General features: G+C 54.1%; 26 protein-coding genes and 1 pseudogene. 17 read left to right on the top strand and 10 right to left on the bottom strand.

What is annotated here, in order from left to right:
- Positions 1-10 precede the first annotated feature (10 nt).
- The 4 genes from REA38_RS12820 to REA38_RS12805 all read left to right on the top strand — a co-directional run bounded on the left by REA38_RS12820 (position 11) and on the right by REA38_RS12805 (position 2983).
- Positions 11-637, top strand: a complete 627-nt coding sequence (locus REA38_RS12820) for a LuxR C-terminal-related transcriptional regulator (RefSeq protein WP_033646453.1) — start codon at positions 11-13, stop codon at positions 635-637.
- A 122-nt stretch (positions 638-759) separates the two neighbouring features.
- A complete protein-coding gene (locus REA38_RS12815) occupies positions 760-876 on the top strand; it encodes a DUF2770 family protein (RefSeq protein WP_033638034.1) in 117 nt (38 codons plus the stop codon).
- 3 nt (positions 877-879) lie between these two features.
- A complete protein-coding gene (locus tag REA38_RS12810; RefSeq protein ID WP_308885996.1) occupies positions 880-1869 on the top strand; it encodes a zinc-dependent alcohol dehydrogenase family protein in 990 nt (329 codons plus the stop codon).
- A 424-nt stretch (positions 1870-2293) separates the two neighbouring features.
- Positions 2294-2983, top strand: a complete 690-nt coding sequence (locus REA38_RS12805; RefSeq protein WP_308885995.1) for a hypothetical protein — start codon at positions 2294-2296, stop codon at positions 2981-2983.
- Positions 2984-3278: 295 nt separating this feature from the next.
- Here REA38_RS12805 and REA38_RS12800 read toward each other — a convergent pair.
- Positions 3279-3584, bottom strand: a pseudogene (locus REA38_RS12800) (AI-2E family transporter); the annotation flags it as partial.
- 171 nt (positions 3585-3755) lie between these two features.
- Here REA38_RS12800 and REA38_RS12795 point away from each other — a divergent pair.
- The 4 genes from REA38_RS12795 (at position 3756) to REA38_RS12780 (ending at position 7065) form a co-directional block, all read left to right on the top strand.
- Positions 3756-4451, top strand: a complete 696-nt coding sequence (locus tag REA38_RS12795) for a hypothetical protein (protein ID WP_308885993.1) — start codon at positions 3756-3758, stop codon at positions 4449-4451.
- A gap of 170 nt (positions 4452-4621) precedes the next feature.
- On the top strand, positions 4622-5251 hold the full coding sequence (locus tag REA38_RS12790) for a hypothetical protein (RefSeq protein ID WP_308885992.1): 630 nt from the start codon (positions 4622-4624) through the stop codon (positions 5249-5251).
- 179 nt (positions 5252-5430) lie between these two features.
- Positions 5431-5634, top strand: coding sequence for a hemolysin expression modulator Hha (gene hha, locus REA38_RS12785; RefSeq protein ID WP_308885991.1), 204 nt, complete (start codon positions 5431-5433; stop codon positions 5632-5634).
- A gap of 6 nt (positions 5635-5640) precedes the next feature.
- Positions 5641-7065: a hypothetical protein gene (locus tag REA38_RS12780; RefSeq protein ID WP_308885990.1), complete on the top strand. Its 1425-nt coding sequence runs from the start codon at positions 5641-5643 to the stop codon at positions 7063-7065.
- A 1307-nt stretch (positions 7066-8372) separates the two neighbouring features.
- Here the strand turns inward: REA38_RS12780 and REA38_RS12775 are convergent.
- A complete protein-coding gene (locus REA38_RS12775) occupies positions 8373-9431 on the bottom strand; it encodes an AI-2E family transporter (protein WP_033646455.1) in 1059 nt (352 codons plus the stop codon).
- A gap of 442 nt (positions 9432-9873) precedes the next feature.
- On the opposite strand from REA38_RS12775, the gene REA38_RS12770 reads away from it, so the two are divergent.
- A complete protein-coding gene (locus REA38_RS12770) occupies positions 9874-10428 on the top strand; it encodes a cytochrome b (protein ID WP_308885989.1) in 555 nt (184 codons plus the stop codon).
- 23 nt (positions 10429-10451) lie between these two features.
- The gene (locus REA38_RS12765) at positions 10452-11030 is read left to right on the top strand and encodes a YceI family protein (RefSeq protein ID WP_164104790.1); all 579 of its coding nucleotides are present in this window, start codon (positions 10452-10454) and stop codon (positions 11028-11030) included.
- 45 nt (positions 11031-11075) lie between these two features.
- Here REA38_RS12765 and REA38_RS12760 read toward each other — a convergent pair whose 3' ends face one another.
- On the bottom strand, positions 11076-12143 hold the full coding sequence (locus tag REA38_RS12760) for a rhodanese-related sulfurtransferase (protein WP_033646457.1): 1068 nt from the start codon (positions 12141-12143) through the stop codon (positions 11076-11078).
- A 119-nt stretch (positions 12144-12262) separates the two neighbouring features.
- Positions 12263-12421, bottom strand: a complete 159-nt coding sequence (locus REA38_RS12755; protein WP_033655068.1) for a hypothetical protein — start codon at positions 12419-12421, stop codon at positions 12263-12265.
- 261 nt (positions 12422-12682) lie between these two features.
- On the opposite strand from REA38_RS12755, the gene REA38_RS12750 reads away from it, so the two are divergent.
- From REA38_RS12750 to REA38_RS12735, 4 genes are all read left to right on the top strand, one after another.
- Positions 12683-13603: a Kdo(2)-lipid IV(A) acyltransferase gene (locus REA38_RS12750; RefSeq protein WP_033638030.1), complete on the top strand. Its 921-nt coding sequence runs from the start codon at positions 12683-12685 to the stop codon at positions 13601-13603.
- A gap of 101 nt (positions 13604-13704) precedes the next feature.
- Positions 13705-13989, top strand: a complete 285-nt coding sequence (locus tag REA38_RS12745) for a YciI family protein (RefSeq protein ID WP_308885988.1) — start codon at positions 13705-13707, stop codon at positions 13987-13989.
- Between the two features lie 201 nt (positions 13990-14190).
- Positions 14191-15429, top strand: coding sequence for a multidrug efflux MFS transporter MdtG (gene mdtG / locus REA38_RS12740; protein ID WP_033638028.1), 1239 nt, complete (start codon positions 14191-14193; stop codon positions 15427-15429).
- A gap of 474 nt (positions 15430-15903) precedes the next feature.
- Positions 15904-17457, top strand: coding sequence for a peptide MFS transporter (locus tag REA38_RS12735; RefSeq protein ID WP_033638027.1), 1554 nt, complete (start codon positions 15904-15906; stop codon positions 17455-17457).
- Positions 17458-17508: 51 nt separating this feature from the next.
- Here REA38_RS12735 and REA38_RS12730 read toward each other — a convergent pair whose 3' ends face one another.
- The 4 genes from REA38_RS12730 to REA38_RS12715 are packed head-to-tail and all read right to left on the bottom strand — an operon-like array spanning position 17509 to position 19069.
- Entirely contained in the window at positions 17509-17907 is a 399-nt protein-coding gene (locus REA38_RS12730) for a VOC family protein (protein WP_033655072.1), read from the bottom strand.
- Positions 17898-18326, bottom strand: coding sequence for a YeeE/YedE family protein (locus tag REA38_RS12725; RefSeq protein WP_039566628.1), 429 nt, complete (start codon positions 18324-18326; stop codon positions 17898-17900). The genes REA38_RS12730 and REA38_RS12725 overlap by 10 nt, the downstream gene beginning before the upstream one ends.
- Before the next feature lies 1 nt (position 18327).
- The gene (locus REA38_RS12720; protein WP_308885986.1) at positions 18328-18762 is read right to left on the bottom strand and encodes a YeeE/YedE family protein; all 435 of its coding nucleotides are present in this window, start codon (positions 18760-18762) and stop codon (positions 18328-18330) included.
- Positions 18752-19069 (bottom strand): helix-turn-helix transcriptional regulator, encoded by a 318-nt coding sequence (locus REA38_RS12715; protein ID WP_033638023.1) that lies wholly within the window; start codon positions 19067-19069, stop codon positions 18752-18754. The genes REA38_RS12720 and REA38_RS12715 overlap by 11 nt, the downstream gene beginning before the upstream one ends.
- 135 nt (positions 19070-19204) lie before the next feature.
- Here REA38_RS12715 and REA38_RS12710 point away from each other — a divergent pair, with 135 nt between their 5' ends.
- Positions 19205-20005 (top strand): helix-turn-helix transcriptional regulator, encoded by an 801-nt coding sequence (locus tag REA38_RS12710; protein ID WP_049195118.1) that lies wholly within the window; start codon positions 19205-19207, stop codon positions 20003-20005.
- Here REA38_RS12710 and leuA read toward each other — a convergent pair.
- Complete coding sequence (gene leuA / locus REA38_RS12705; protein WP_308885985.1) at positions 19956-21644, bottom strand: 2-isopropylmalate synthase; 1689 nt, start codon at positions 21642-21644, stop codon at positions 19956-19958. The two genes, REA38_RS12710 and leuA, sit on opposite strands and share 50 nt — an antisense overlap.
- Positions 21645-21854: 210 nt before the next feature.
- On the opposite strand from leuA, the gene REA38_RS12700 reads away from it, so the two are divergent.
- Both REA38_RS12700 and REA38_RS12695 read left to right on the top strand, forming a co-directional pair.
- Positions 21855-22232, top strand: coding sequence for a MysB family protein (locus REA38_RS12700; RefSeq protein WP_033638020.1), 378 nt, complete (start codon positions 21855-21857; stop codon positions 22230-22232).
- 33 nt (positions 22233-22265) lie between these two features.
- The gene (locus REA38_RS12695; protein WP_308885984.1) at positions 22266-22811 is read left to right on the top strand and encodes an N-acetyltransferase; all 546 of its coding nucleotides are present in this window, start codon (positions 22266-22268) and stop codon (positions 22809-22811) included.
- A gap of 6 nt (positions 22812-22817) precedes the next feature.
- Here REA38_RS12695 and REA38_RS12690 read toward each other — a convergent pair whose 3' ends face one another.
- Complete coding sequence (locus REA38_RS12690) at positions 22818-23063, bottom strand: YceK/YidQ family lipoprotein (protein WP_033638018.1); 246 nt, start codon at positions 23061-23063, stop codon at positions 22818-22820.
- Positions 23064-23145: the final 82 nt, after the last annotated feature.

The raw sequence follows: 23145 nt of genomic DNA, 5'->3' as shown, positions 1-23145 counted from the left end.
GGACGTCACCATGAAACTACTTGTCGTGGACGAATGCTGCTTCACCCGGGTCGGTATAGCCAGCTACTTTGCTGATAGTGGGATTACGACGATCAAGTGCTGCCACAGCATTGAGTACGCTACGCCGCTGTTGGCCAGCTTTCAGCCGAGCCACATTCTGGTGAACCTCAGCAATCAGTGCCGCTATAACGAAGCGGACGCACAGCTGCTGGCGTTTATGGAAGCCAGCCAGTCTGCCCTGCTTTTTATCTATCTCGATACGCCTTACCCCTACAGCGAAACGCCAATGCGCATCGCCGATAACGCGTTTCTGTTCAATAAAAGCATTCTGCCGCTCACCTTGCGCACGCTGCGCGAAAATCCGCTGGCGCTGGCCGATGACGGCGAAGAGCGTTCCCTGTTCAGCCCGCAGGAACTGACGGTAATGAAGTATTGGATGGCGGAAATGCCCAACTACCGCATCGCGAAAAAACTGCAAATTAGCTCGCATACGGTATACGTGCACAAGCGCCACATCACGGAGAAGATCAACGCGCGCAACCGGCTGGAGTTCTACTCGCTGTATAACGTGCTGCGTTATTTCTACCCGCCGAACACGCCAACGAACTCGACGCCGTTGGCGCTGCTGGCGGTATGACATCAAGCCTGCGATAACGCAGGCTTTTTTATCGCCATTCTTCCAGCACTCATGCGCGGCGCGCTATAAAAGACGCCGAGAAAAGGACTATAATCAAAAGTCTCTTTCTTCTGGCGGCTGAAATGTTAAACCGAATACTGGCGGCTATCGTCAACAACGTGCGTGAGCACCTGGTGCTGTATCTTTGCCTGTGGCTGGTGCTGCTGGCGCTGGATGTCTACTTTTTCTTCGTGCTGTAACCCATGCCGTCGTCATTTCCCCGATTGAGCTTCAACCGCTTCGGCGATCCCGCCCAGGTGCTGACGCTGCAGCAGGTGAACAGGCCGCCGCTGCGCCCCGGCCGGCTGCTGCTGCAGATGCGCTATGCCCCGATCAATCCTTCCGACCTGATCCCGATTCACGGCCAATACGCGCACCGTATCGCCCTGCCGCAGGTGCCGGGCTATGAAGGCGCAGGCGTCATCGTCGATCCGCAGAGCGGGCGCTCGACCGGCCGACGCGCGCTGGCGGTAGCGGGTGACGGCAGCTGGCAAACCTTCGTCACGCTGCCTGAGGATCGGGTGGTGTGGGTGCCGGACGACATCGACGACAACGACGCGGCGCAGATTTACATCAACCCGCTCACCTGCTGGGTGTTGCTAACGCAATGGCTGCCGCTCAACGCCGGCGACGTGCTGCTGCTCAACGGCGGCGGCTCCGCCGTTAGCCTGCTGTTGGCGCAGCTGACGGCGCTGCGTGGTATTCGTCTGGCGGTGGTGGCGCGCAACGCCGCCCATCGCCAGGCGCTGCTGGCCGCCGGCGCCTGGCGCGTTATCGAAGCGCCGCAGCTGGCGCAAATGACCCATTTTGGCGCCTGCGCCGCCATCGACTGCATCGGCGGAGAAGACGGATTGCAGCTGGCGCGAGCGGTTCGCTCCGGCGGCGATTTCGTGGCGCTGGGCCTTTTAGGCGGGTGCCAGGTGGACTGGCGGCGCGTAGTGGACGAGTTAAAGCTGCGCGCTTCGCTGTTCCACCTGCGTAAATGGAATGCGCAGGCGGCGCCGGCGCAGTGGCAAACGGCGTTTTATCAGCTATTCCAGCTGCTGCGCCGCGGCCAGCTGGCGCTGCGCCCGCCCGCCGCGATTTACCCTCTGTATCAGTACGCAGCGGCGCTGCAACACGCCGCGCAGCCCGGTGTGAACGGCAAAATCTTTCTTAAGCCGACGGCATCGGAGATGGTTGCGGTGGATTAACCATTATTCAACGGAGTTCCCAATAAATAAAATGCAATGGAGGAAAAGGCGCCTTTTCCATTAATGCAAACTTATTAGTGGTGAGATGCCCTTTTATTAGGGCAGCGAACATTATTATGCTATCAATCTCTACGCTTTGAGATAAGACGCATCGTTACCCAAGAAATAACGATAGATAGTAAAATGAGCATAACAATTAGAGAGTCAAACGATGAACTCATTAAACCTAGTGGGTTTGAGATTTTCGCCACCGTTAAGTACGTATCCTCTGATAGACGCCTGAAAACCACTTCAGCCAGTACTACAAAGTAGATCAGAGTCAATACGATATATGCAATTGCTCTCTTCATTGGTCATCCTTGCATTATTTACTGTTCAATATATAATCGCCTAATGGATTCTACATCAAAGGAAATGATAACGCATGTCCTATCTCAAGTTAAAGATGCAAGCAGACCGAGCCATAGCCCTAAGTATTGAGAGATCCATTGTACAACTCAAGAAAGACACTACCAGTACTGTACAGAGTGTTAGGTCTGGTGCCGAGCGAGCAAGTTGGTATGGTTCCTGTCTGTTTGATGACTACAAAGACGTATGTAAGCAGTTGAGGCAAGAAGATACCCGCATGCTGTTATCAATTCGGCAGGTGTACCAGCGAAAAGACGTAGTACTGGATATGGTGGAAATCTATTTTAATATTAAGCTTAGTAGGATCAGTGGCCCAGGTCAGCATAAAATTATGCAAACTATCACTGAAAAACTTGCTAACCATGCATCAGAAAAGTTTTCTAAATTGTCAGTTGCGTATACGCTCGCAAAACTAATTACTGAATCCCACGACTTCAAAGAATCACATATTAACATCATCAATAAAAGTAGCTTAGTTGCCGTAAGCGTTTTAAGTTTCTATGGGAAAATGCAAACAGCCGCCCTTTCCGCAAGAAAACTTCAATTTTCAGATCCTAACTATTACTCAGCTCTCTACAAAGAAAACCTAGAGTTGCTGTACTTTATGATCGAGCCAGAAATGAAAAAAATCATCTACCTAACTAATTCAGGCTCTAATAATGAAGAGGAAATCATTTTCCTGATGAACAAGATCCTCACAAAATGAAGTGGTTGATTGAATGGCTGGGTAACTCGTTCGCTTACCTAATCCCTATCGTACTCATTATTATCGGCGGGGTTATTTTCGTTTCAATGTTCCCAAACTCTGGTTTTTACCTCACCCTCATCTGGGCCATTGTCGTTTGTGTCGCCTATATAAAGTGGTCTAAGTGGTTGTAGTTTTTTACTGAATAGCCAATGTTCACAATATGCATTAGCAGTAGAAGCGTTAAGCCACCGTTGGGTGGCTTATTCAAAACTCATTAACAACGCACGGCTCAACGTGGCTACAAGAAATTACCTCACTCCGGCGGCGCCGGAGGCTGACGCGGCGGGCGGCCGTCGCCCAGGATAACCGCCAGCCGATAGCCGCCCTCGGTGGTTTCCAGCGCGATGCGCGCTACGATCGTCAGCGGCACTGACAGCAGCATGCCGACCGGGCCGAGCAGCCAGCCCCAAAAAATCAGCGACAGGAACACCACCAGCGTCGACAACCCCAGTCCGCGCCCCATCACCCGCAGCTCGAGGATATTGCCGATCACCATGTTGATTGCGATAAAACCTCCCGCCACCACCAGCGCATCACCCAATCCGTTGAAGTGTATTGCCAGTGTGATTTAAATCGCGTGATAAGGCTTAGAGGAGGTTGGATTGTCCGGTGGTACTAACTTATTACTTCAGGTTGACGCCCTTTATTGTTAGTACCACCAGATAATAGTATTATACTATCAAACACATAATGGTGGGGACAATTTGGCGTGAGACGAATAGACGTTATCATGATCACCATCACAGCTATCTCAGCAGCAATTACACTACCAACTTTCGGGGAGAAACCAGTTTTGGACTTTGGGAATACTTCAGACATTGTTAGTGCCGCTGCTAATATAGCTATGGCCAGTGCTGCCGTTTATGCTGCGTTAAATGCTAAGGGTTGGGTAAACCAAAAGGCTGACGAAATTTCATTATTGTTAGCTAATAAAATAATTTGTGAAACATGTCCAAAAATTTCAATATCATTAGAAGGAATAACTGATCCATTTAATTACATTGGCTATAAGGCTTTATTTAACTCAAGAGAAAGACATGATGAATTAGTAAAAACCTTAGAGCTTAAAGATAAAGATGCTTGGTATACTTTTAGAGAAATTAGAGAGTTTAAAAAAGATATTGATACATTAGAGCGTCAGGGATGGGCACTAAAAAACAAGCAAAAAATACTTATTGATGAATTCTTCTCAAAAATAGAGGAGTTTTATTCCGTATACGTTTCATCCTCAACAAGAATACAAATGTTGCGATGGCCTGATAATGAAATCAACGATTACGACATTGTATGTAATTCTATTGTTACCGATATATTTGACTCAGTTAAAAACGTAAAGATTCATTTTGGAATAATAATAAGGTGCCTTAATGAATTTCAACATTCAACAAAAAAAGTTCATGATTTTTTCACAAAAAACACAGATTAGGTTGCGACAACAATGATTAGCTTAGTTACTAAACAACACTCTCCAGCTACCGTATGGCAGTTCGTGAAATGAAATCGACAAATAGAATAATCACAGGACTAGTTATAGTACTGCTCACTCTTGTAGTACTACTATTGATCAGTACTCTCTATTACAGCATGGATAAGAAAATGGAACTAGGTTCATTAACAGATTGGATAAGCTCTTTAAGTACCGCCGGTACTTTATTAGTAGCCTATATGGCTTATAAGAAAGCACCTGAATGGATGGCTCAAAAGCATTACGATGTCGTCTCCAAGGTAATCGAAGAAGCTGTATACGAAGATTTAAGAAAACTTTCCTCATTAAGTTTTCAGTACAAAAGTCAAATAATGAACAGTAGCCGTATCTTAATCAATGCCATAAAATTTAAAACAGGATCGCCACCTAATAGAAAGGAGGATTTAAGTAAATTAGAAAACGTACTGATTGATTTTTTTAACCTATCATACTCCATTCAAAACAGGCTAAAATCCATTCCACGATACAACTATGAAATTACGCCATATGCATCAAATCTTATAGATGAGATTAAATCTGCAGCTGATTTTTACAATAACCTACAGACTGAATTTGAAATGGCAGCGTGTGAAAGTGATTCATTGATTTATGCGGATGCCCCTGCAATAGATATAACATTAGCAGAAATTAAAAAAATACAACGAGATTCTATTACATGTCATAGGAAATTATCTGAATATATCAAGTCTGTTTATGCAGAAAATAAATCCATCGCTGAATTCATTGCTATTAAGAAGTAATTGTATTTTAATAATGACAGTACTGGATTCACCACCATTGGGCTTGTTCTGTTCATGGAATAAGATAAAATGATTAAAAAACACACAAAATGTGTGCGCTTGCTGGTCTATATCGCCAACATCGCAGCCTTGGTGTAGAATAAGTACTTGTATCTTCCTTCCCACAGCACAGAGCCTGTATGACCAAACAAGATTGGATAATGCAACTTCGCCGTTGTATTAGTATTGAAACACTCGAAAAAGTAATCGATAAGAACAAGTATGAGCTTTCTAATGATGCGTTAGAAACTTTCTATGCAGCTTCTGACCATCGACTAGCAGAAATCACAATGGGCAAACTGTACGATAAGATTCCCGCTAGTGTGTGGAAGTACGTGAGGTAATAACATATGGAAAATAATGAAAAAGCAACTGAATATACCTTCCCTATTGAGAGCAAAGAATACTTTGAACATTTACTAGGGAAGAGTCTCTCGGATGGAGAGAAATTCACTAAGCAAGACTACAGAAAAATAGAAGAGGCTTACAATAAAGCCCATGACATTCGTAAATTTGAAATTGAATTGTACTGGAAACGATCTACATATTTTTGGACTTTTATATCTGTACTAGTCGCAGTTTGTGGTGTTATCTCTACCGCATTTTTAAAGGACGGAAAATTCGGTACAGAACTAAGATCCTTTTTGTTTTGCACTAGCATACTCGGTTATTTTATCAGTCTACATTTCCTGATCACGTGTATTAGTGGGAAGCAGTGGCAGGAAAATTGGGAGAGACACATTGATATACTTGAATCTTATTTCTCAGGAAATATTTATAAGCTAAACCTAGTCAAAGGTGATATAAGATACTCAATATCGCTATCGAATGAAGTTATCGCATCAGCTATAACTTTTGTTTGGATTATAATTATTATATATAGCATGCTTGATATACCCAAAGCCATAATTTGGATAGGAGTAGCCTTTTTAATTGTTATAACTGCCGCTTACTTATGGATGTCTCTAAAGAGATCCAATAATACAAATATAGATATAGCTTTCAATATTAGGACTGTAAAGTCTGCTAATATTATCGGTAAAAGTAATCGTTATCTAGAGCAAAAAAGTACAAAATGGGCAAACAGAATTATTACTGGAGTAGTTATAGTACTGCTCACTCTTGTAGTACTGCTACTGATCAGTATTCTCTACTACAGCACGGATAAGAAAATGGAACTAGGTTCATTAACAGATTGGATAAGTGCGGGTGCAAACATCTGTATGGCTGGGGCTGCTCTTTATGCCGGGGCTAAGGCTATTAATTTCTTTAAAGCACAAGCAATTGATCACGCTCAAAACCTTTTGGCTAGATTTAATGATGTGAAAGTTGATATTGAAGTGTTCAATTTTGATTTATTAAAAGAAACAACATGCAAGGTGGAACATCTTTATAATGCAAACGAAAATACCAATCAAAAAATTAATATTTCCAGTGTGGAATTGAATAATTTAGATAATAGATTGAGAGATCTACGTAAAAAATCAATGGATTTTCTCACTTTGCTTAATAGCACTAAACGCTTTGGTTATACAATGAAAGAAGAATACAGGGAAACACTTAAAACGAAAATAAGTGATTATAGCAATACCGCTGTTGTCCACTTAACTTACTACAAAAAAGATCCGAATGTTATTGCAGGATCAATTTTATTAGATGGATTAAAACATCTTAACAAAGACCAAAGCGTAAAGTTGGATGAATTAAAAAAAACTCTTCATGCGACTTATTTGCTATTTGATGATAACATTGAGAATATATTCACATTTAAATAATTATTTTTGTCCCTTGCATTAGATATTATGCAAGGGACAAAATCACATATGGTTAGTCTTTCTTACATCTTAAATCAGTACTAACCTGACCATCAGGACTATTATATAAGCTTCCGTAGTACCAACCATCATTATTTAATTCATTGATAATTATTATTTCGAAATACGGAACATGATTTATGTCTGTCATATAACGGTAAGAGCCATATGGGACGGGTGGTGCTTCCTTTGATATCCTAGTGTAAAAGTCTGCGTCAGTTTTAAAAACCGACCGGCGAATATCTTCGCACGTGAAGTTGGGAATGTTGATTGCCTGTGCTGCTGGGGATAGCATAGCCAGTACTAGTAGTATTTTCCTCATTGTTCAGTTACCTATGCAAGCATCTTTTGCAGTACTCTATCATATCTCGATTAAGTACTGAATTCACAGTTCAATGAATCGCAATTGTACTGCCCGGAGGCCATTGGACTTCCCTACTTACGGACGGGGCGACGACTTGTCTTTTCTTTTCTACTAACTGGCTTTTCAGTAGTTACTTTGAGTAGTTTTATTTAAGGGCTTTAACAGCCCGATCCCTAGACAAACGAAGTGCATCAGTTACTAACAAGGCAGTTATTTTGAGGTAGTTAGTACTTTTATGTCGGCGAGGCAAGACTCAAAACCCCGCGTTATTTTCGACTGAAAGGAGAAAAAACGCAAGTTTAATCCCTATTAATTTTTCTTAGTTAAAGCGAGGTACGAGCTTTGACTACGACAAGTTTACTTGGCGATTCTTTATTATAAAAATTCGAATGAAGAATAATATTAATATAAGATCGCAAGATGCGAAGCAATACTACATGCCGCGCGTAATTCATTGATATATATACTATATTTTGCACCATCATGCGAAGCAAAAACACCATATTGCGAAGTAAACACCCATCTTGCGAAGTAGGTGGTCGCAACATAAAGTAAATCACTTCGCATCAATCATTTTTTGAAGTACTTAAATAAGCTCTTGGGCTTAAGCTCCATCATTGTATAGTTTGTCTAGTTGATACTTTTGTACCGTAGTGGGGTAATAGTGACCGGCTTTTGAAGTTTTGAACAGTTTAATGCCTCTAGAATAGGCATCGGTCATTGCCGCCGATAGCTGCTTGGTGATAGTTAGAAACTTTCGTACTGTGTCCTCTGTCGGTAGAGAATCACTGACCTGCCTCCAAGCTTAGATACAACAGACAGATAGAAGCGTTAAGCCACCGTTGGGTGGCTTATTCAAAACTCATTAACAACGCACGGCTCAACGTGGCTACAAGAAATTACCTCACTCCGGCGCCGCCGGAGGCTGGCGCGGCGGGCGGCCGTCCCCCAGGATAACCGCCAGCCGATAGCCGCCCTCGGTGGTCTCCAGCGCGATGCGCGCCACGATCGTCAGCGGCACCGACAGCAACATGCCCACCGGGCCGAGCAGCCAACCCCAAAAGATCAGCGACAGGAACACCACCAACGTCGACAGCCCCAGCCCGCGCCCCATCACCCGCGGTTCGAGGATATTGCCGATCACCATGTTGACAGCGATAAAGCCGCCCGCCACCACCAGCGCATCGCCCAATCCGTTGAACAGCAGCGCCTGAATCAACGGTGGAATGGCGGCCAATACCGAGCCGATATTGGGGATATAGTTGAGCAGAAACGCCAGCAGCCCCCAGATAAAGGCGAAGCGCACGCCGACCGCCGCCAGGAAGATCCAGACGATCACGCCGGTGGCCAGGCTGATGATGGTTTTAATCACCAGATAGCGCGTCACGCCGTCCAGCGCCCGCCGCATCGCGGCGAGGCCTTCGTTCGGCTTATCCAACGCCTGCTGCAGCTTATAAGGCAGCAGTTGCACTTCAAACAGCATAAACACCACGGTCATCAGCAGCAGGAAGACGTTGGTCATGGCGCCAGACAGGTGCCCCAGCATGCGGGTAACCAGATTCATCGCCGCGCTGGGATCGACATACTGCAGCATCGCCTCGCTGGAGAGGCTGATATTGAAGCGATCGGCGTAATGCTGCAGCTCGCGCAGTTTCTCGATCATCATGCCGCGGTACTGCGGCAGCGAGCGGGCGAACTCGTTCAGCGAAGCGCCCAGCATGCCGATAAACAGCATCACGACCACGATCACCGCCGTCACCAGCAGCGTCACCCCAAGGATGCGCGGCACCCGGCGGCGTTCCAGCATCGTCACCAGCGGGTTCAGCACCATGGCGAGGAATACCGCCAGTAGAAACGGCACCACGATGTCGGCGGCGGCTTTCACCCCGGCCAAAATGATCACCAACATCGCCAACAGGACGGCCAAACGCAGGCTGCTGTCGGTTACTCGGGTTCGGCCCATGACGTTTCCTTGTTATTTCACTGGGTTAACCGGCCACAAAGAGCCGACTCTTGGCGCTAATGGTAGCAAAGTCGGCCGTCACGCCGCAGAGGATTTAGCGTAACCGTTCGAATAATTTAATCTTTCCGCCCTGCTCTTCGCCGCAAGAAATAGGCATAACTTTTGCCAACCAATAATCCCGCCCAGCAATCCATGAACGGTTTACGTAAAATGACAAAAGCTGACATTAATAGATAATAAGCCTAATTTTCAACAACTAGCATAATCGCCACGTGAAAGAAATCATATCATCTTCAACGATTTATCTGATGAACTCCGAACATCTCAAACAAATTCACTGACTAATATTTCTAAGAAGTAACATAGTTAAATTTATTATTGATTTTATGTTTCCTAAAGTTTAATTATTGCAGCCAGCCAATCGGTAATCGAAGGAAACAGGATGCTCTGGAAAAATACCGCCGATCGTTTCGGCCATGTGTCAGTGTTGATCCACTGGCTGGTGGCGCTGACGGTGTACGGCATGTTCACCCTCGGCCTGTGGATGGTCACACTGGGCTATTACGACGTCTGGTACCACCAGGCGCCGGAGATCCACAAAAGCATCGGCACGCTGCTGTTCATCGTGATGGTGATCCGCGTGATCTGGCGCTTTGTCTCGCCGCCGCCCAAGCCTCTGGCCAGCTATGGCCGCCTCACTCGCGTCAGCGCCATTCTCGCGCATCTGGCGCTGTATGCCGTGCTGTTCGGCATTCTGATCAGCGGCTATCTGATCTCGACCGCCGACGGCCAACCGATCAGCGTATTCGGCTGGTTCGACGTACCCGCCACCGTGACCGGCATGGCGGAGCAAGCCGACACCGCCGGCGCCATACACCTTTACCTGGCCTGGGCCGTGGTAGTGCTCTCGGTACTGCACGGGCTGGCCGCGCTTAAACATCACTTTATCGATCGTGATGTCACTTTGAAACGGATGCTGGGTAGCAGCGCCGATTAACCTTTGGATTTATGGAGATTGCTATGTTGAAAAAGACCGTATTGGGCCTGACCGCAGGCGCCCTGCTGCTGAGCGCCGGTTCCGCACTGGCGGCGGACTACAAGATCGACAAACAGGGCCAGCACGCCTTTATCGAGTTCCGCATCCAGCACCTGGGTTACAGCTGGCTGTACGGCAGCTTTAAAGACTTCGACGGCGGCTTCACCTTCGACGAAAAAGATCCGTCCAAGGACAAAGTCAACGTGACCATCAATACCGCCAGCGTCGACACCAACCACGCCGAGCGCGACAAGCACCTGCGCAGCGCCGAGTTCCTCAACGTGGAGAAGAACAAGCAGGCCAAGTTTGAATCCACCGAAGTGAAGAAAAGCGGCGAGGGTTATGCTGTGGTCGGCAACCTGACGCTGAACGGCGTGACCAAACCGGTTACGCTGGACGCCAAACTGATTGGCCAGGGCAACGATCCGTGGGGCGGCTACCGCGCCGGCTTTGAAGCCAACGGCAAAATCAAGCTGAAAGATTTCGGCATCACCACCGATCTGGGCCCGGCGTCGCAAGACGTTGAGCTGATCATCTCCGTAGAAGGCGTGCGCGAGAAATAAGTAAAAAAGCCCGGCTTGGCGGCCGGGCTTCTCATTTCCTCAGGCTCAGCGGGCTGGGCCTTCTTCTTCCGGTGCCGGAATGTGCATCGTAGTCTGCAACAGGCCTTTCGACTTATTGAAGATCTTGACGCCGTTTTCACGGCCGGCACGGCGCGCGCGCTGCTCTTCGCGCGGCAGCTTCAGCTCTTCGCGGCAAATCTCGCTGCAGCACCCTTCAAACTTGGCGGCGCAGCTCGGGCACTGAATGAACAGCAGGTGGCAGCCGTCGTTTTTGCAGTTGGTGTGGGTGTCGCACGGCGCCCCGCACTGGTGGCAGTTGGCGATCACATCGTCGGAAATGCGCTCGCCCATGCGCTCATCGAACACGAAGTTTTTGCCGATAAACTTCAGCGGCAGCCCTTGTTCTTTCGCTTTGCGGGCGTACTCGATGATCCCGCCTTCCACGTGGTAGATGTTTTTAAAGCCGTTGTGCAGCATATAGGCGCTGGCTTTTTCACAGCGAATGCCGCCGGTGCAGTACATGACGATGTTTTTGTCTTTGCTGTCCTGCAGCATCTCCACCGCCATCGGCAGCTGATCGCGGAAGGTATCCGACGGCACCTCGATGGCGTTTTCGAAGTGACCGACTTCGTACTCATAGTGGTTGCGCATGTCGACGAACACCGTATTCGGATCGTCGATCATCTGATTGACGCGATCGGCCTGCAGATATTCGCCGACGTTGCTTGGGTCAAAGCTCTCGTCATCGATGCCGTCGGCCACGATGCGCTCGCGCACCTTGAGGCGCAGCACCCAGAAGGATTTGCCGTCGTCTTCGAGCGCGATATTCAGGCGAACCTGATCCAGCGCCGGGTGCGAGGCGAACAGCGCGGCTTTGAACGCGTCGAAGTTATGCTGCGGCACGCTGATCTGCGCGTTGATGCCCTCTTTCGCCACGTAGATGCGGCCGAACACCTTCAATTTTTCGAACTGAACGTACAGGCTGTCGCGAAACGCTTTGGGATCGTCGATGGAGAAATATTTGTAAAAAGAAACTGTGGTGCGCGGCTCGGTTTCCGCCAGCATGCGCGCCTTCAGTTCCTCATTAGAAATTCGGTTATGTAACACTGGCATGGTGTACTTTCCTGTCTTTCGGGAGGTGACTGATCATCGCGCGCAGCCTGCCGGCCCGCGCGCGGCGCACATCATACCCGAAAAACCGCCGCCGCGCAGCCCTGGCGCAAACGCCCCGTTCAGCGTCCGCCGCCTTCGGTAAACGCGGAAGCCAGTATACCGAGCGCCATCATCACGCCGGCGAGCGCCAATATCGCGTTCACCTGCAGATGCGCGCCGACGCTGCCGACCGCCGCGCCCAAAACCAGCAGCCCCGCACTGATCCATGGTGCCAACATATTTACCCTCTGAATAATTACCAGCAATAATATCGCCATTATCTTTGGCAGGAAAGATTGTGGAAAAATTCGGCATTCGATGCATATTTAACGCCCAAAAAGGGATTTTAATGCGTTGTGTTTTCCCGGATCGCCAGAAAAATGCCACAATAGTCGCAAACAAACGGCAGAAACGAACCTTGCCGCCGAGCTCACCCGGCTGCCAGACCATGCTATGACTCTGTCATTACACTTAAACAACCGTATTCAAACAGAGAACCCATGACTCAAGTTCCTACTTTCAATCGTTCCTTATTGCACCCGCGCTACTGGCTGACCTGGGTCGGCATCGGCTTGCTGTATCTGCTGGTGTTGCTGCCTTATCCCGTCATCTACTGGCTCGGCACCTCGATTGGGCGATTTTCCATGCGCTTTCTCAAGCGACGCGTCGCTATCGCCCAGCGTAACCTCGAGCTCTGTTTTCCCGACATGCCGCAGGCCGAACGCGATGCGCTGGTGGTAAAGAATTTCGAATCGGTCGGCATGGGGCTGTTTGAAACCGGCATGGCGTGGTTCTGGCCCAACTGGCGCATCGAGCGCTGGTTCAAGGTCAGCGGCCTGGAGCACATCCAAAAGGCGCGCGACAACCAGCAGGGCGTGTTGCTGATTGGCCTGCACTTTTTGACGCTGGAGCTGGGCGCGCGCATCTTCGGCATTCACAACCCGGGCATCGGCGTTTACCGCCCGCACGACAACAAGCTGATGGACTGGCTGCAAACCTGGGGCCGCATGCGTTCCAACAAATCGATGCTGGATCGCAAAGACATCAAAGGCATGATCCGCGCCCTGAAACAGGGCGATATCATCTGGTATGCGCCGGATCACGACTACGGCCCGCGCAGCAGCGTATTCGTGCCGCTGTTCGCGGTAGACAAAGCCGCCACCACCACCGGCAGTTACGTGCTGGTGCGGATGGGCAAACCGGCGATCATTCCGTTCACCCCGCGCCGCCTGCCGGACGGCAAAGGCTATGAGCTGATCATGCAGCCGGCGGTGGAAAACTTCCCGCTGGATAACGAACTCGATGCCGCCGCCTTTATGAATAAAGTGGTGGAAAAAGAGATCCTGATGGCGCCGGATCAATACATGTGGCTGCATCGCCGCTTCAAGACCCGCCCGGAAGGCGAGCCTTCGCTCTACTGATAAAGCAGACCCGCCGCCGGCGGGTTTTTTATTGCGCGCCTCTTGAGAATCGACGGCGAGGGTGGGATGGTAAAGCCTTTGCCACCAACCCCGGAGCCGCCATGTACATTGTCAGCCTGACCTACCATCGCCCGATCGCCGACGTCGACAGCCACCTTGACGGGCACATCGCCTGGCTTAAGAAATATTTTCAGGACGGCACCTTCATCGCCTCCGGCCGCAAGAATCCCCGCACCGGCGGCGTGATCCTGGCCAAGGGCATTGAGCGCGCGCGGCTGGACGCCATCCTGGCCGAAGATCCGTTCAACGCCGTGGCTCACTACGAGGTCACTGACTTTAGCGCCACCACCGCCGCCGCCGGTTTCGAGGCGCTGGCCGGCCTATAAAACGCTGAAAATTCCGCGCGCCAAGCGCGGAATAAGGTTTAAGCGTCATTTTTAAAACTTTATTTCATTTTTCGCCCTATTCCCGTCCTCTGGTTTGCCGTAGCCGCGCTGGCGGCGCATACTTATCAGGCTAACTTTCACGTTTTGCCCCTCATCTTTTTGCCGCCGGCAAAACGCGTCACCTTTCGGCAATGGACATTTATGGCTTCGGCAGCAGAACCCGTTAACTGGAAACGCAACCTTTTCGTCGCCTGGGTAGGGTGCTTTCTCACCGGCGCCGCCTTCAGCCTGGTGATGCCGTTTCTGCCGCTGTACGTCGAGACCCTGGGCGTAACCGGCCATCAGGCGCTCAACATGTGGTCCGGTCTGCTGTTCAGCATTACCTTCCTGTTTTCCGCTATCGCCGCGCCGTTCTGGGGCGCCCTGGCCGACCGACGCGGCCGTAAACTGATGCTGCTGCGCTCCGCCCTGGGCATGGCGATCGTCATGGTGCTGATGGGCATGGCGCAAACGGTCTGGCAGTTTCTCGCGCTGCGTGCGGTGCTGGGGTTGCTCGGCGGGTTCATTCCCAACGCCAACGCGCTGATCGCCACCCAGGTGCCGCGCAACCGCAGCGGCTGGGCGCTCGGCACCCTGTCAACCGGCGGCGTCGGCGGCGCGCTGATCGGCCCGTTGATCGGCGGCCTGCTGGCCGATCTGTACGGCCTGCGCCCGGTGTTTTATATCACCGCCGCGGTGCTGTTCGTCTGCTTCGTGCTGACGCTGCTGTATGTCAAAGAGCAATTTACCCCGGTGCAAAAGCGCGACATGTTGCACGCACGGCAGGTGTTCGCCTCGCTGAAGAACCCGAAGCTGGTGCTCAGCCTGTTCGTCACCACCATGATTATCCAGATCGCCACCGGCTCAATTGCCCCGATCCTGACGCTGTATGTGCGCGATCTGGCCGGCGCGACCCATAATCTGGCGTTTATCAGCGGGCTGATCGCCTCGGTGCCCGGCGTCGCGGCATTGATGAGCGCCCCACGGCTGGGCAAGCTGGGCGATCGCATCGGCCCGGAACGCATTCTGGTCTTTATGCTGATCGTCTCGGTGCTGCTGCTGATCCCGATGGCGTTCGTGCAAACGCCGTGGCAGCTCGGCGTACTGCGCTTTCTGCTGGGGGCGGCCGACGGCGCGCTGCTGCCGGCGGTACAGACGCTGTTGATTTATAACTGCACCAATCAGGTCGCCGGCCGAATTTTCAGCTACAACCAGTCGTTCCGCGACGTCGGCAACGTCAGCGGCCCGCTGCTCGGCGCCGCGGTCTCCGCCGGCTACGGTTTTCGCGCGGTCTTCGCCGTCACCGCTTTGGTGGTGCTGTTCAACGCCGGTTATTCCTGGTGGTGTCTGCGGCGGCGGCCGGGCTATATGCGGGAAGACACGCTGCAGGAAGAACAATAGCTGCATTTATCGCCAATTTCCGCGATTGGCCGGATCAACGGCGCGTTTCCCCTACTTTTAATAATGCTTCCTGCGGGCCGGCGAATTTTCGCCCCAATCGGAATATTCTTACTACAACATCTTGTTTATCAACAATTAATTAACCTTCAGCGCATAAAACCCGCTGTCAATCATATTCCTGCCACAACCAACAGAAAAACCAGAAAAGGAGATGCTTGTCGACTTTTCGTCTAAAAAATGGGATACAGGTACTAGACAAAACCAACGACCAGTTATCAAATGGTTAAATAATATCATGCCAGATGTGAACCATCGGCCAAGTGAAGAAAAGGTCAGCACGCTTTCCACGGTTTATCAGCGTTGCAGCCGCGGTTTTGTCGGGTAATCCGCATTGGGCGGATCGCCTTCATTAAATACACATACAACCACAGTACGGGCTGCAGCCATGCAGCGCCTTTTTATTGGGAAATCGTTATGCAATCCTCTGTCAATAAGTCAGAAAGCCGGACCTTCTTCGGCCATCCCTATCCGCTGGGTTCTCTGTTCTTCACCGAAATGTGGGAGCGCTTTTCGTTCTACGGCATCCGTCCGCTGCTGATCCTGTTTATGGCCGCCACCGTATACGACGGCGGTCTGGGTCTGGCGCGCGAGAACGCGTCGGCGATCGTCGGCATCTTCGCCGGCAGCATGTACCTGGCGGCGCTGCCGGGCGGCTGGCTGGCGGACAACTGGCTCGGCCAACGCAAGGCCGTTTGGTACGGTTCGATTCTGATCGCCCTCGGCCACCTGTCGATCGCCCTGTCCGCGGTGATGGGCACCAACCTGTTCTTCATCGGCCTGATGTTCATCGTGCTCGGTTCCGGCCTGTTCAAGACCTGTATCTCGGTGATGGTCGGCACGCTGTACAAGAAAGGCGATGCGCGCCGCGACGGCGGTTTCTCGCTGTTCTACATGGGCATCAACATCGGTTCGTTCATCGCCCCGTTGATCTCCGGCTGGCTGATCAAGTCACACGGCTGGCACTGGGGCTTCGGCATCGGCGGTATCGGGATGCTGGTGGCGCTGGTGATCTTCCGCGTGTTCGCCGTCCCGGCGATGAAACGTTATGACCGCGAAGTGGGCCTGGATTCCACCTGGAACAGTCCGGTCGCGAAGAAAAAAGGCGTCGGCGCCTGGCTGCTGGCATTGGCGGTAGGCCTGGCTGCGGTCATCGTGCTGATCGCTCAGGGCACCATCGTCATCAACCCGGTCGAAGTAGCCAGCGTGCTGGTGTACGTGATCGCCGCGTCGGTCACCCTGTATTTCATCTATCTGTTCGCCTTTGCCGGCCTGAGCCGCAAAGAGCGCGCTCGCCTGCTGGTGTGCTTTATCCTGCTGATCTCCGCCGCGTTCTTCTGGTCGGCGTTTGAACAGAAACCGACCTCGTTCAACCTGTTCGCCAACGATTACACCAATCGCATGGTCGGCGGCTTCGAGATCCCGGCGGTGTGGTTCCAGTCGATCAACGCCCTGTTCATCATCCTGCTGGCGCCGGTGTTCAGCTGGGCCTGGCCTGCACTGGCGCGCAATAACGTGCGGCCGAGCAGCATTACCAAGTTCGTGATCGGTATCCTGTGCGCCGCCGGCGGTTTCGGCCTGATGATGCTGGCCGCGCAGAATGTGCTGAGCAACGGCGGCGCCGGCGTATCGCCGATGTGGCTGGTGGGCAGTATCCTGATGCTGACGCTGGGTGAGCTGTGCCTGAGCCCGATCGGCCTGGCCACCATGACGCTGCTGGCGCCGGAGAGAATGCGCGGGCAAATGATGGGGCTGTGGTTCTGCGCCAGCGCGCTGGGCAACCTGGCGGCCGGTCTGATCGGCGGTCACGTCAAGGCCGACCAACTGGATATGCTGCCGGATCTGTTCGCTCGCTGCTCAGTCGCGCTGCTGATCTGCGCCGCCGTGCTTATCGTGCTGATCGTGCCGATTCGCCGCATGCTGGAAAATACCCAGACCAAGAGCGCGCAGAAACCGGCGACCAGCGCCTGACGGATACCCCTTTTTTATCTCGCAAACCGGCGCTCAAGGCGCCGGTTTTTTTTATCCTTGCCAGGCCTGATGTTGCAGGACCACCCGGTAGCCGTCAGGATCTTCAAAGGTTTGCCCCGCCCTATCCCAATAGGGGTTATAGGCGGTGACAGCCAGGAATCCCGCCGCCCGCATCCGCTCGCACGCGGCTCGCCATGCGTTCTCATCCGGCAGATAAAACACCAGCAGATGATCCTGCGTCGGCGCCTGCCCGACCCGCACCCCGCGATGCTGCGTGAACTCCAGATGGTAGGCATGCTGCGGATGGCCGATCATTATGCCGTCAAAGCCCTGATGATCGACAAACTCGCCTAGCTTTTCGAACCCCAGCCCGCGACAATACAGCGCGGCAATCTCTTGCAACCGATCGGTCGGGCGCGCGATGCGCAACACCGCCTTGGCTATCGACATGTACGCCTCCGCCTCATGATAATCTCATACAGCGCCATGCCCGCCAGCATCGCCAGCAGGAACGGCCATACCCGCTGTATCTCCGCCCCCGCCAACACCCAGGCGGGGCCAGGGCAAATGCCCGCGATGCCCCAACCGACGCCGAACAGCGCGCTGCCCGCCAGCAAACGGCGATCCACACGCCCGGCGGCCGGGATCTGCAGCGGTTCGCCCAACAGGCTCCGCTCGCGTCGCCGCGCCCACAAGAAGGCCGGCGCCGCCACCGCGATCGCCCCAACCATCACCAGCGCCAGCGAAGGATCCCACTGGCCGGTAACGTCTAGAAACGCCAACACTTTGGCCGGATTGGCCATGCCGGCGACGATCAGCCCCAGACCGAAAATCACGCCGCTCAGCAGCGCCAACAGGGATTTAAACATCTCACCCTCCCAACAGGTGGCGCATCAGCCACACGGTCATAAAACCCAGCAGCATAAACACCGCCGTGGCGGCCAGCGAACGCGGTGCCAGCCGCGCGACGCCGCACACGCCGTGCCCGCTGGTGCAACCGCTGCCCAATCGAGTCCCCACCCCCACCAACAGCCCTGCTACCGCCAGCCCGCCGCTGCCGGCCGCGATCTCAGCAGACGGCAAAGCCGCTGCGGCAGCATACAGCCGGGGGGAAATCAGCAACCCGCCAAGAAATGCGGCGCGCCAGCCCCGCTCGCGGCCACCCGCGCTCAATAAACCGCCGGTAATGCCGCTGATGCCGGCGATCCGGCCGTTGAACAGCAGCAGCAGCGCCACCGCTGCGCCGATAATGGCTCCGCCCGCCAGCGCGGAATACGGCGTGAAGTGTTGCCAGTCAATGGTCATCGCGGTTCTCCGGCTGTGGGCAATAGAGTTGATACAGGGTATGGAGCAGCGCCAGCGCTTTGGCGTCGGCCACCGCATAGTAAATCTGCTTGCCGGCACGTCGGGTGGAGACCAATCCCTCCTCGCGCAGCACGCCAAGCTGCTGGGACAGCGTCGGCTGGCGGATATCCAGCGCCTGCGCCAGCTCGCTCACCGCCATCTCGCCCTGGCTGAGCCGGCACAGCAGCAGCAGCCGATCTTCGTTGCCCAAGGTGCGCAGCATCGCGCCAGCTTGCGCCGCCGCCTTGCGCATCGCGTCAATATCCATTGCCCCTCCATCAATTTATAAAATTATATAATATTATTTTATAAACCATTCCGCCGTACCGCGCCACAGACTGGTGTGAAACAGCGCCGCATGGCATGCTGTCTTCCCCCTTTTGCCGCGCGGAGCCTGCTTACGATGCTGTTGTTTCACGACGTTCTGCCGCCCGACCAGCCTGTCCGGCCGTTGGCCAAGGATTATCGCCACGGCGACAGCGAGCCGGATCACTACCATCACTGCGCGCAGCTGATTCACAGCCTGAGCGGCGTGGTGCAGGTCACGACCCGGCTCGGCAGTTGGGTGGTGCCGCCCGGCCGCGGCGTCTGGGTGCCGGCTAAGGTGGTGCACAGTCTGCGCATTACCGGCCAGGTGGCGGCCAGGACGCTGTTCGTCGATCCGCTGGCGCGCGCCGATCTGCCGGCCCAATGCCAGGTGGTGCAGGTTTCTCCGCTGCTGCGCGAGTTGATTATCTGTGCGATGGAGATTGCGCCCGATTACCCGAGCGGCGGACGCGATGAGCGCGTCATGGAACTGATTCTGGATGAGTTGCGGATGCTGCCGATCCTGCCGCTGCACCTGCCTGAACCGCGTGAGGCCTCGCTGCTCGCCCTGTGCCGCCATATCCAGGCTACGCTGGCGCAGCCCTGGACGCTGGAACAGGCGGCCGCTCATCTCAGCGTCAGCGGACGCACCCTGTCGCGGCGCTTCCAGCGCGAAACCGGGCTGCATTTTAGCGATTGGGTGCGACGCGCCCGTTTGCTGGCGGCGCTGAACGCGCTGGCGACCGGCCGCTCGGTGTTGGAAGTGGCGCTGGATCTCGGCTATGACAGCCCCAGCGCGTTCAGCGCCATGTTTCGCCGGGTGCTGGGGGTCGCGCCCAGCGACTATTTCAGCCCGGCCGCGCCGACGTTGACGCCAGATAGCGTCCGGCGACGTTGAGCAGCGCCTGCAGCGAGGCGCTGGCGGAGTCGACGTCGATGCCAACGCCGTAGGTCGCCTCACCCTGCGGCAACGAGCAGCGAATATAGGCCACCGCCCGGCTGTCGCTCTGGTGCCCCAGCGTATGCTCGTGGTAGTCCTCGATCGCCAGCGGCAAGCCGAAGCGCTGGCGCAGCGCATCCACCGCGCTGGAAAGCAGGCCATTGCCGGCGCCCTGCAGCCGCAGCGGCTCTCCCTCACAGGCAACCCGCGCATTGAAGCTGTAGGCCTCTATGCCGTGGCTTTCCGTCTGGTAGCTCAGCAGCTGCAAGCGCGGTTGCTCCACCAGCCCATAGGTGTCGCGGAATAAGCGCCACAGCTGCGCGCCGCTCATTTCCTTGCCGCTGCCGTCGGTCGCGCGCTGCACCACCTGGCTGAAATCAATCTGCAAACCGCGCGGCAACGCCAGCCCGTGATTTTGTTCCAACAGCCAGGCGGCCCCGCTTTTGCCGGACTGGCTGTTGACCCGGATCACCGCCTCATAGCTGCAGCCGACATCGGCGGGGTCGAGCGGCAGGTAAGGCACCTGCCACCAGCCATCCTGGCGCTGGCGCTGGGCGGCGAAGCCTTTTTTAATCGCATCCTGATGCGAACCGGAGAAGGCGGTAAACACCAACTCGCCGGCATAAGGATGGCGAGGGTGCACCGGCAGCTGATTGCACAGCTCCACCACCTCCACCACCTGCTTCAGGCGGCTAAAGTCCAGGCCCGGCGCCACGCCCTGGGTATAGAGATTCAACGCCAGCGTAACCAGATCGACATTGCCGGTGCGCTCTCCGTTGCCGAACAGGCAGCCTTCGACCCGATCGGCGCCGGCCAACAGCGCCAGCTCCGCGCAGGCCACGCCGGTGCCGCGATCGTTATGCGGATGCACGCTGATCGTTACATCGGCGCGGCGGCTGAAGTGGCGACAGAACCATTCAATCTGATCGGCATACACGTTGGGCGTGCTCACTTCCACCGTCGCCGGCAGATTGATGATCATCGGCCGCTGCGGCCCCGGTTGCCACACCGCCGCCACCGCTTCGCAGATCTCCAGCGCGAACGCCAATTCAGTAAAACAGAAGGTTTCCGGCGAATACTCGAAGCACCAGGCGGTATCGGGCTGTGCCTCGCACTGCCGGCGAATGCGCCGCGCGCCGTTCACCGCCAGCGCCACGGTGGCGGCCTTATTCTGGCGGAACACGATGTCGCGAAACATCGGCGCCGTGGCGTTGTACAGATGCACGATAGCCCGTGGCGCCCCCTGCAGCGCCTCGAAGGTGCGGTCGATCAGATCGTCGCGCGACTGCGTCAGCACCTGAATCGTGACGTCGTCCGGGATCAGCTGCTCGTCAATCAGCGTGCGCACAAAATCGAAATCCGTTTGCGACGCCGAAGGAAAAGCCACTTCAATTTCTTTAAAACCACACTGCAACAGCAATTGATAGAACTCGCGCTTGCGCGCGTTATCCATCGGTTCCGCCAGCGCCTGGTTGCCGTCGCGCAGATCGCTGGAGCACCAGCGCGGCGCCTGCCGCAGCGTACGCGCAGGCCATTGGCGGTCCGGCAAAGCCACCGGCGGGAACGGTCGATATTTGCTTGAAGGGTCGATTAACATGGGCTTCTCCTGACGCCTGAATGAACGATGACGCCATTATTTCCCGCCCTCGCCGCCTCTTCTCCCGCTTTGCGGACAACCATCGTCGCAATGCGGACAACAAAAAAATTTGCATCCTGCGCCAGTGAGACAACAATTAGGTTTGACGTTTCCCCCACCGCACCGGCAGTGCCGCCGGGCGCTCTACTCTCATTGTCAACGGAGGCGAACATGAGCCTGTATGCAACCCTGGAAGAAGCCATCGAGGCCGCACGCGAAGAGTTTATCGACACCGCCGAAGGCGGCGGCGATGACGAACCGCCGGTGCCGCAGCAGTTCAATCTGCAAAAGTACGTGATGCAGGATGGCGACACGATGTGGCAGGCCGAGTTCTTCGAGGAAGAAGGCGAAGCGGTGGAATGCCTGCCGCTGCGCAGCGGTGCGGCGGCGCAGGCGATCTTCGACGGTGACTACGACGAGGTGGAGATCACCGCCGAGTGGATAGATGAAAACACCCTGTACGAATGGGAAGAAGGCGACTTCCAGCTCGAGCCGCCGCTGGATACCGAAGAAGGCCAGGCCGCGGCCGATGAATGGGATGAACGTTAACCCGCACTACACACTCATCGCCAAGGAGGCAGCATGAATATTCGCCGGGCTCGCCCCACCGACTACCCCGCCATTTTGCAGCTGCAGGGGGAAAACGTGCCGGAAGCGCTCGACGAGCGCCAAAAACGGCAGGGATTTATCGTATCGCGCATGAATGAGGCGCAGCTGGCGGCGATCAACCGCGGCATCGGCATACTAGTGGCTGAACAGGAAAACCAACTGGCGGGCTTTGTTTGCCTGATGCCCGCCGACGTGCAACCGCGCCCGCCGGTGGTGGACGCGATGCTGGCGACGCTCGCCACGCAATCCTTCGCCGGACGCGCGCTGAATGAACTGCGGGTGTTTCTCTACGGCCCGGTCTGCCTCGCCGCCGCCTGGCGCGGCAAAGGCGTGCTGAAGCGCCTTTACGCCGCGGTCAAAGCGCATACCAGCCATGACTACGACGTGGGCGCGCTGTTTATCGACGACGACAATCCGCATTCGTTGGCCGCTCACGTGCAAGGGCTGAGCATGACGGCGCTGGCGCCTTTCTATTGCGGGCAGAAAGGCTATCAGCTGGTGGTGTTCGCCACCCGCTGAGCGGGTTTATTCATAGGGGCCGTGCTGCGCATCGAACGGCAGCATAAAGGTGTCCACCACCATCGACAGCGGCACGTCTATCACCGTGACGTAGCGCCAGGGCGTATCGCGCAGATCCCACTGCACGCCGGGATAGTACTGGTGGCCATGCCCCGCGCCGGGCACGGTGCGGCTGATAATGCTGCCGCAGCCGGTCAGGGCCATCACGCCGGCCGCCACGCAGGCCAGCCGAAGGTAGGAAGAGAGATTCACGACATTGACTCTGAGCAAGGGGGTTGTTTCGCGAGTGAACAACGCATCGGCCGCAGTCTACCACAGTTCCCTTTCTCCGCCG

Origin of the sequence: Serratia sp. MF1(2023) (genome assembly GCF_030954545.1) — a bacterium.
Taxonomy (GTDB): Bacteria; Pseudomonadota; Gammaproteobacteria; order Enterobacterales; family Enterobacteriaceae; genus Serratia; species Serratia sarumanii.
The sequence above is the reverse complement of the archived record's forward strand: the minus strand, read 5'-3'. Positions and strand labels throughout refer to the sequence as shown.

Coding starts and splice junctions, on each gene's coding strand:
- REA38_RS12820 (WP_033646453.1), top strand. CDS start 11: ATGAAACTACTTGTCGTGGACGAATGCTGCTTCACCCGGGTCGGTATA.
- REA38_RS12815 (WP_033638034.1), top strand. CDS start 760: ATGTTAAACCGAATACTGGCGGCTATCGTCAACAACGTGCGTGAGCAC.
- REA38_RS12810 (WP_308885996.1), top strand. CDS start 880: ATGCCGTCGTCATTTCCCCGATTGAGCTTCAACCGCTTCGGCGATCCC.
- REA38_RS12805 (WP_308885995.1), top strand. CDS start 2,294: ATGTCCTATCTCAAGTTAAAGATGCAAGCAGACCGAGCCATAGCCCTA.
- REA38_RS12795 (WP_308885993.1), top strand. CDS start 3,756: ATGATCACCATCACAGCTATCTCAGCAGCAATTACACTACCAACTTTC.
- REA38_RS12790 (WP_308885992.1), top strand. CDS start 4,622: ATGGAACTAGGTTCATTAACAGATTGGATAAGCTCTTTAAGTACCGCC.
- hha (WP_308885991.1), top strand. CDS start 5,431: ATGACCAAACAAGATTGGATAATGCAACTTCGCCGTTGTATTAGTATT.
- REA38_RS12780 (WP_308885990.1), top strand. CDS start 5,641: ATGGAAAATAATGAAAAAGCAACTGAATATACCTTCCCTATTGAGAGC.
- REA38_RS12775 (WP_033646455.1), bottom strand. CDS start 9,431: ATGGGCCGAACCCGAGTAACCGACAGCAGCCTGCGTTTGGCCGTCCTG.
- REA38_RS12770 (WP_308885989.1), top strand. CDS start 9,874: ATGCTCTGGAAAAATACCGCCGATCGTTTCGGCCATGTGTCAGTGTTG.
- REA38_RS12765 (WP_164104790.1), top strand. CDS start 10,452: ATGTTGAAAAAGACCGTATTGGGCCTGACCGCAGGCGCCCTGCTGCTG.
- REA38_RS12760 (WP_033646457.1), bottom strand. CDS start 12,143: ATGCCAGTGTTACATAACCGAATTTCTAATGAGGAACTGAAGGCGCGC.
- REA38_RS12755 (WP_033655068.1), bottom strand. CDS start 12,421: ATGTTGGCACCATGGATCAGTGCGGGGCTGCTGGTTTTGGGCGCGGCG.
- REA38_RS12750 (WP_033638030.1), top strand. CDS start 12,683: ATGACTCAAGTTCCTACTTTCAATCGTTCCTTATTGCACCCGCGCTAC.
- REA38_RS12745 (WP_308885988.1), top strand. CDS start 13,705: ATGTACATTGTCAGCCTGACCTACCATCGCCCGATCGCCGACGTCGAC.
- mdtG (WP_033638028.1), top strand. CDS start 14,191: ATGGCTTCGGCAGCAGAACCCGTTAACTGGAAACGCAACCTTTTCGTC.
- REA38_RS12735 (WP_033638027.1), top strand. CDS start 15,904: ATGCAATCCTCTGTCAATAAGTCAGAAAGCCGGACCTTCTTCGGCCAT.
- REA38_RS12730 (WP_033655072.1), bottom strand. CDS start 17,907: ATGTCGATAGCCAAGGCGGTGTTGCGCATCGCGCGCCCGACCGATCGG.
- REA38_RS12725 (WP_039566628.1), bottom strand. CDS start 18,326: ATGTTTAAATCCCTGTTGGCGCTGCTGAGCGGCGTGATTTTCGGTCTG.
- REA38_RS12720 (WP_308885986.1), bottom strand. CDS start 18,762: ATGACCATTGACTGGCAACACTTCACGCCGTATTCCGCGCTGGCGGGC.
- REA38_RS12715 (WP_033638023.1), bottom strand. CDS start 19,069: ATGGATATTGACGCGATGCGCAAGGCGGCGGCGCAAGCTGGCGCGATG.
- REA38_RS12710 (WP_049195118.1), top strand. CDS start 19,205: ATGCTGTTGTTTCACGACGTTCTGCCGCCCGACCAGCCTGTCCGGCCG.
- leuA (WP_308885985.1), bottom strand. CDS start 21,644: ATGTTAATCGACCCTTCAAGCAAATATCGACCGTTCCCGCCGGTGGCT.
- REA38_RS12700 (WP_033638020.1), top strand. CDS start 21,855: ATGAGCCTGTATGCAACCCTGGAAGAAGCCATCGAGGCCGCACGCGAA.
- REA38_RS12695 (WP_308885984.1), top strand. CDS start 22,266: ATGAATATTCGCCGGGCTCGCCCCACCGACTACCCCGCCATTTTGCAG.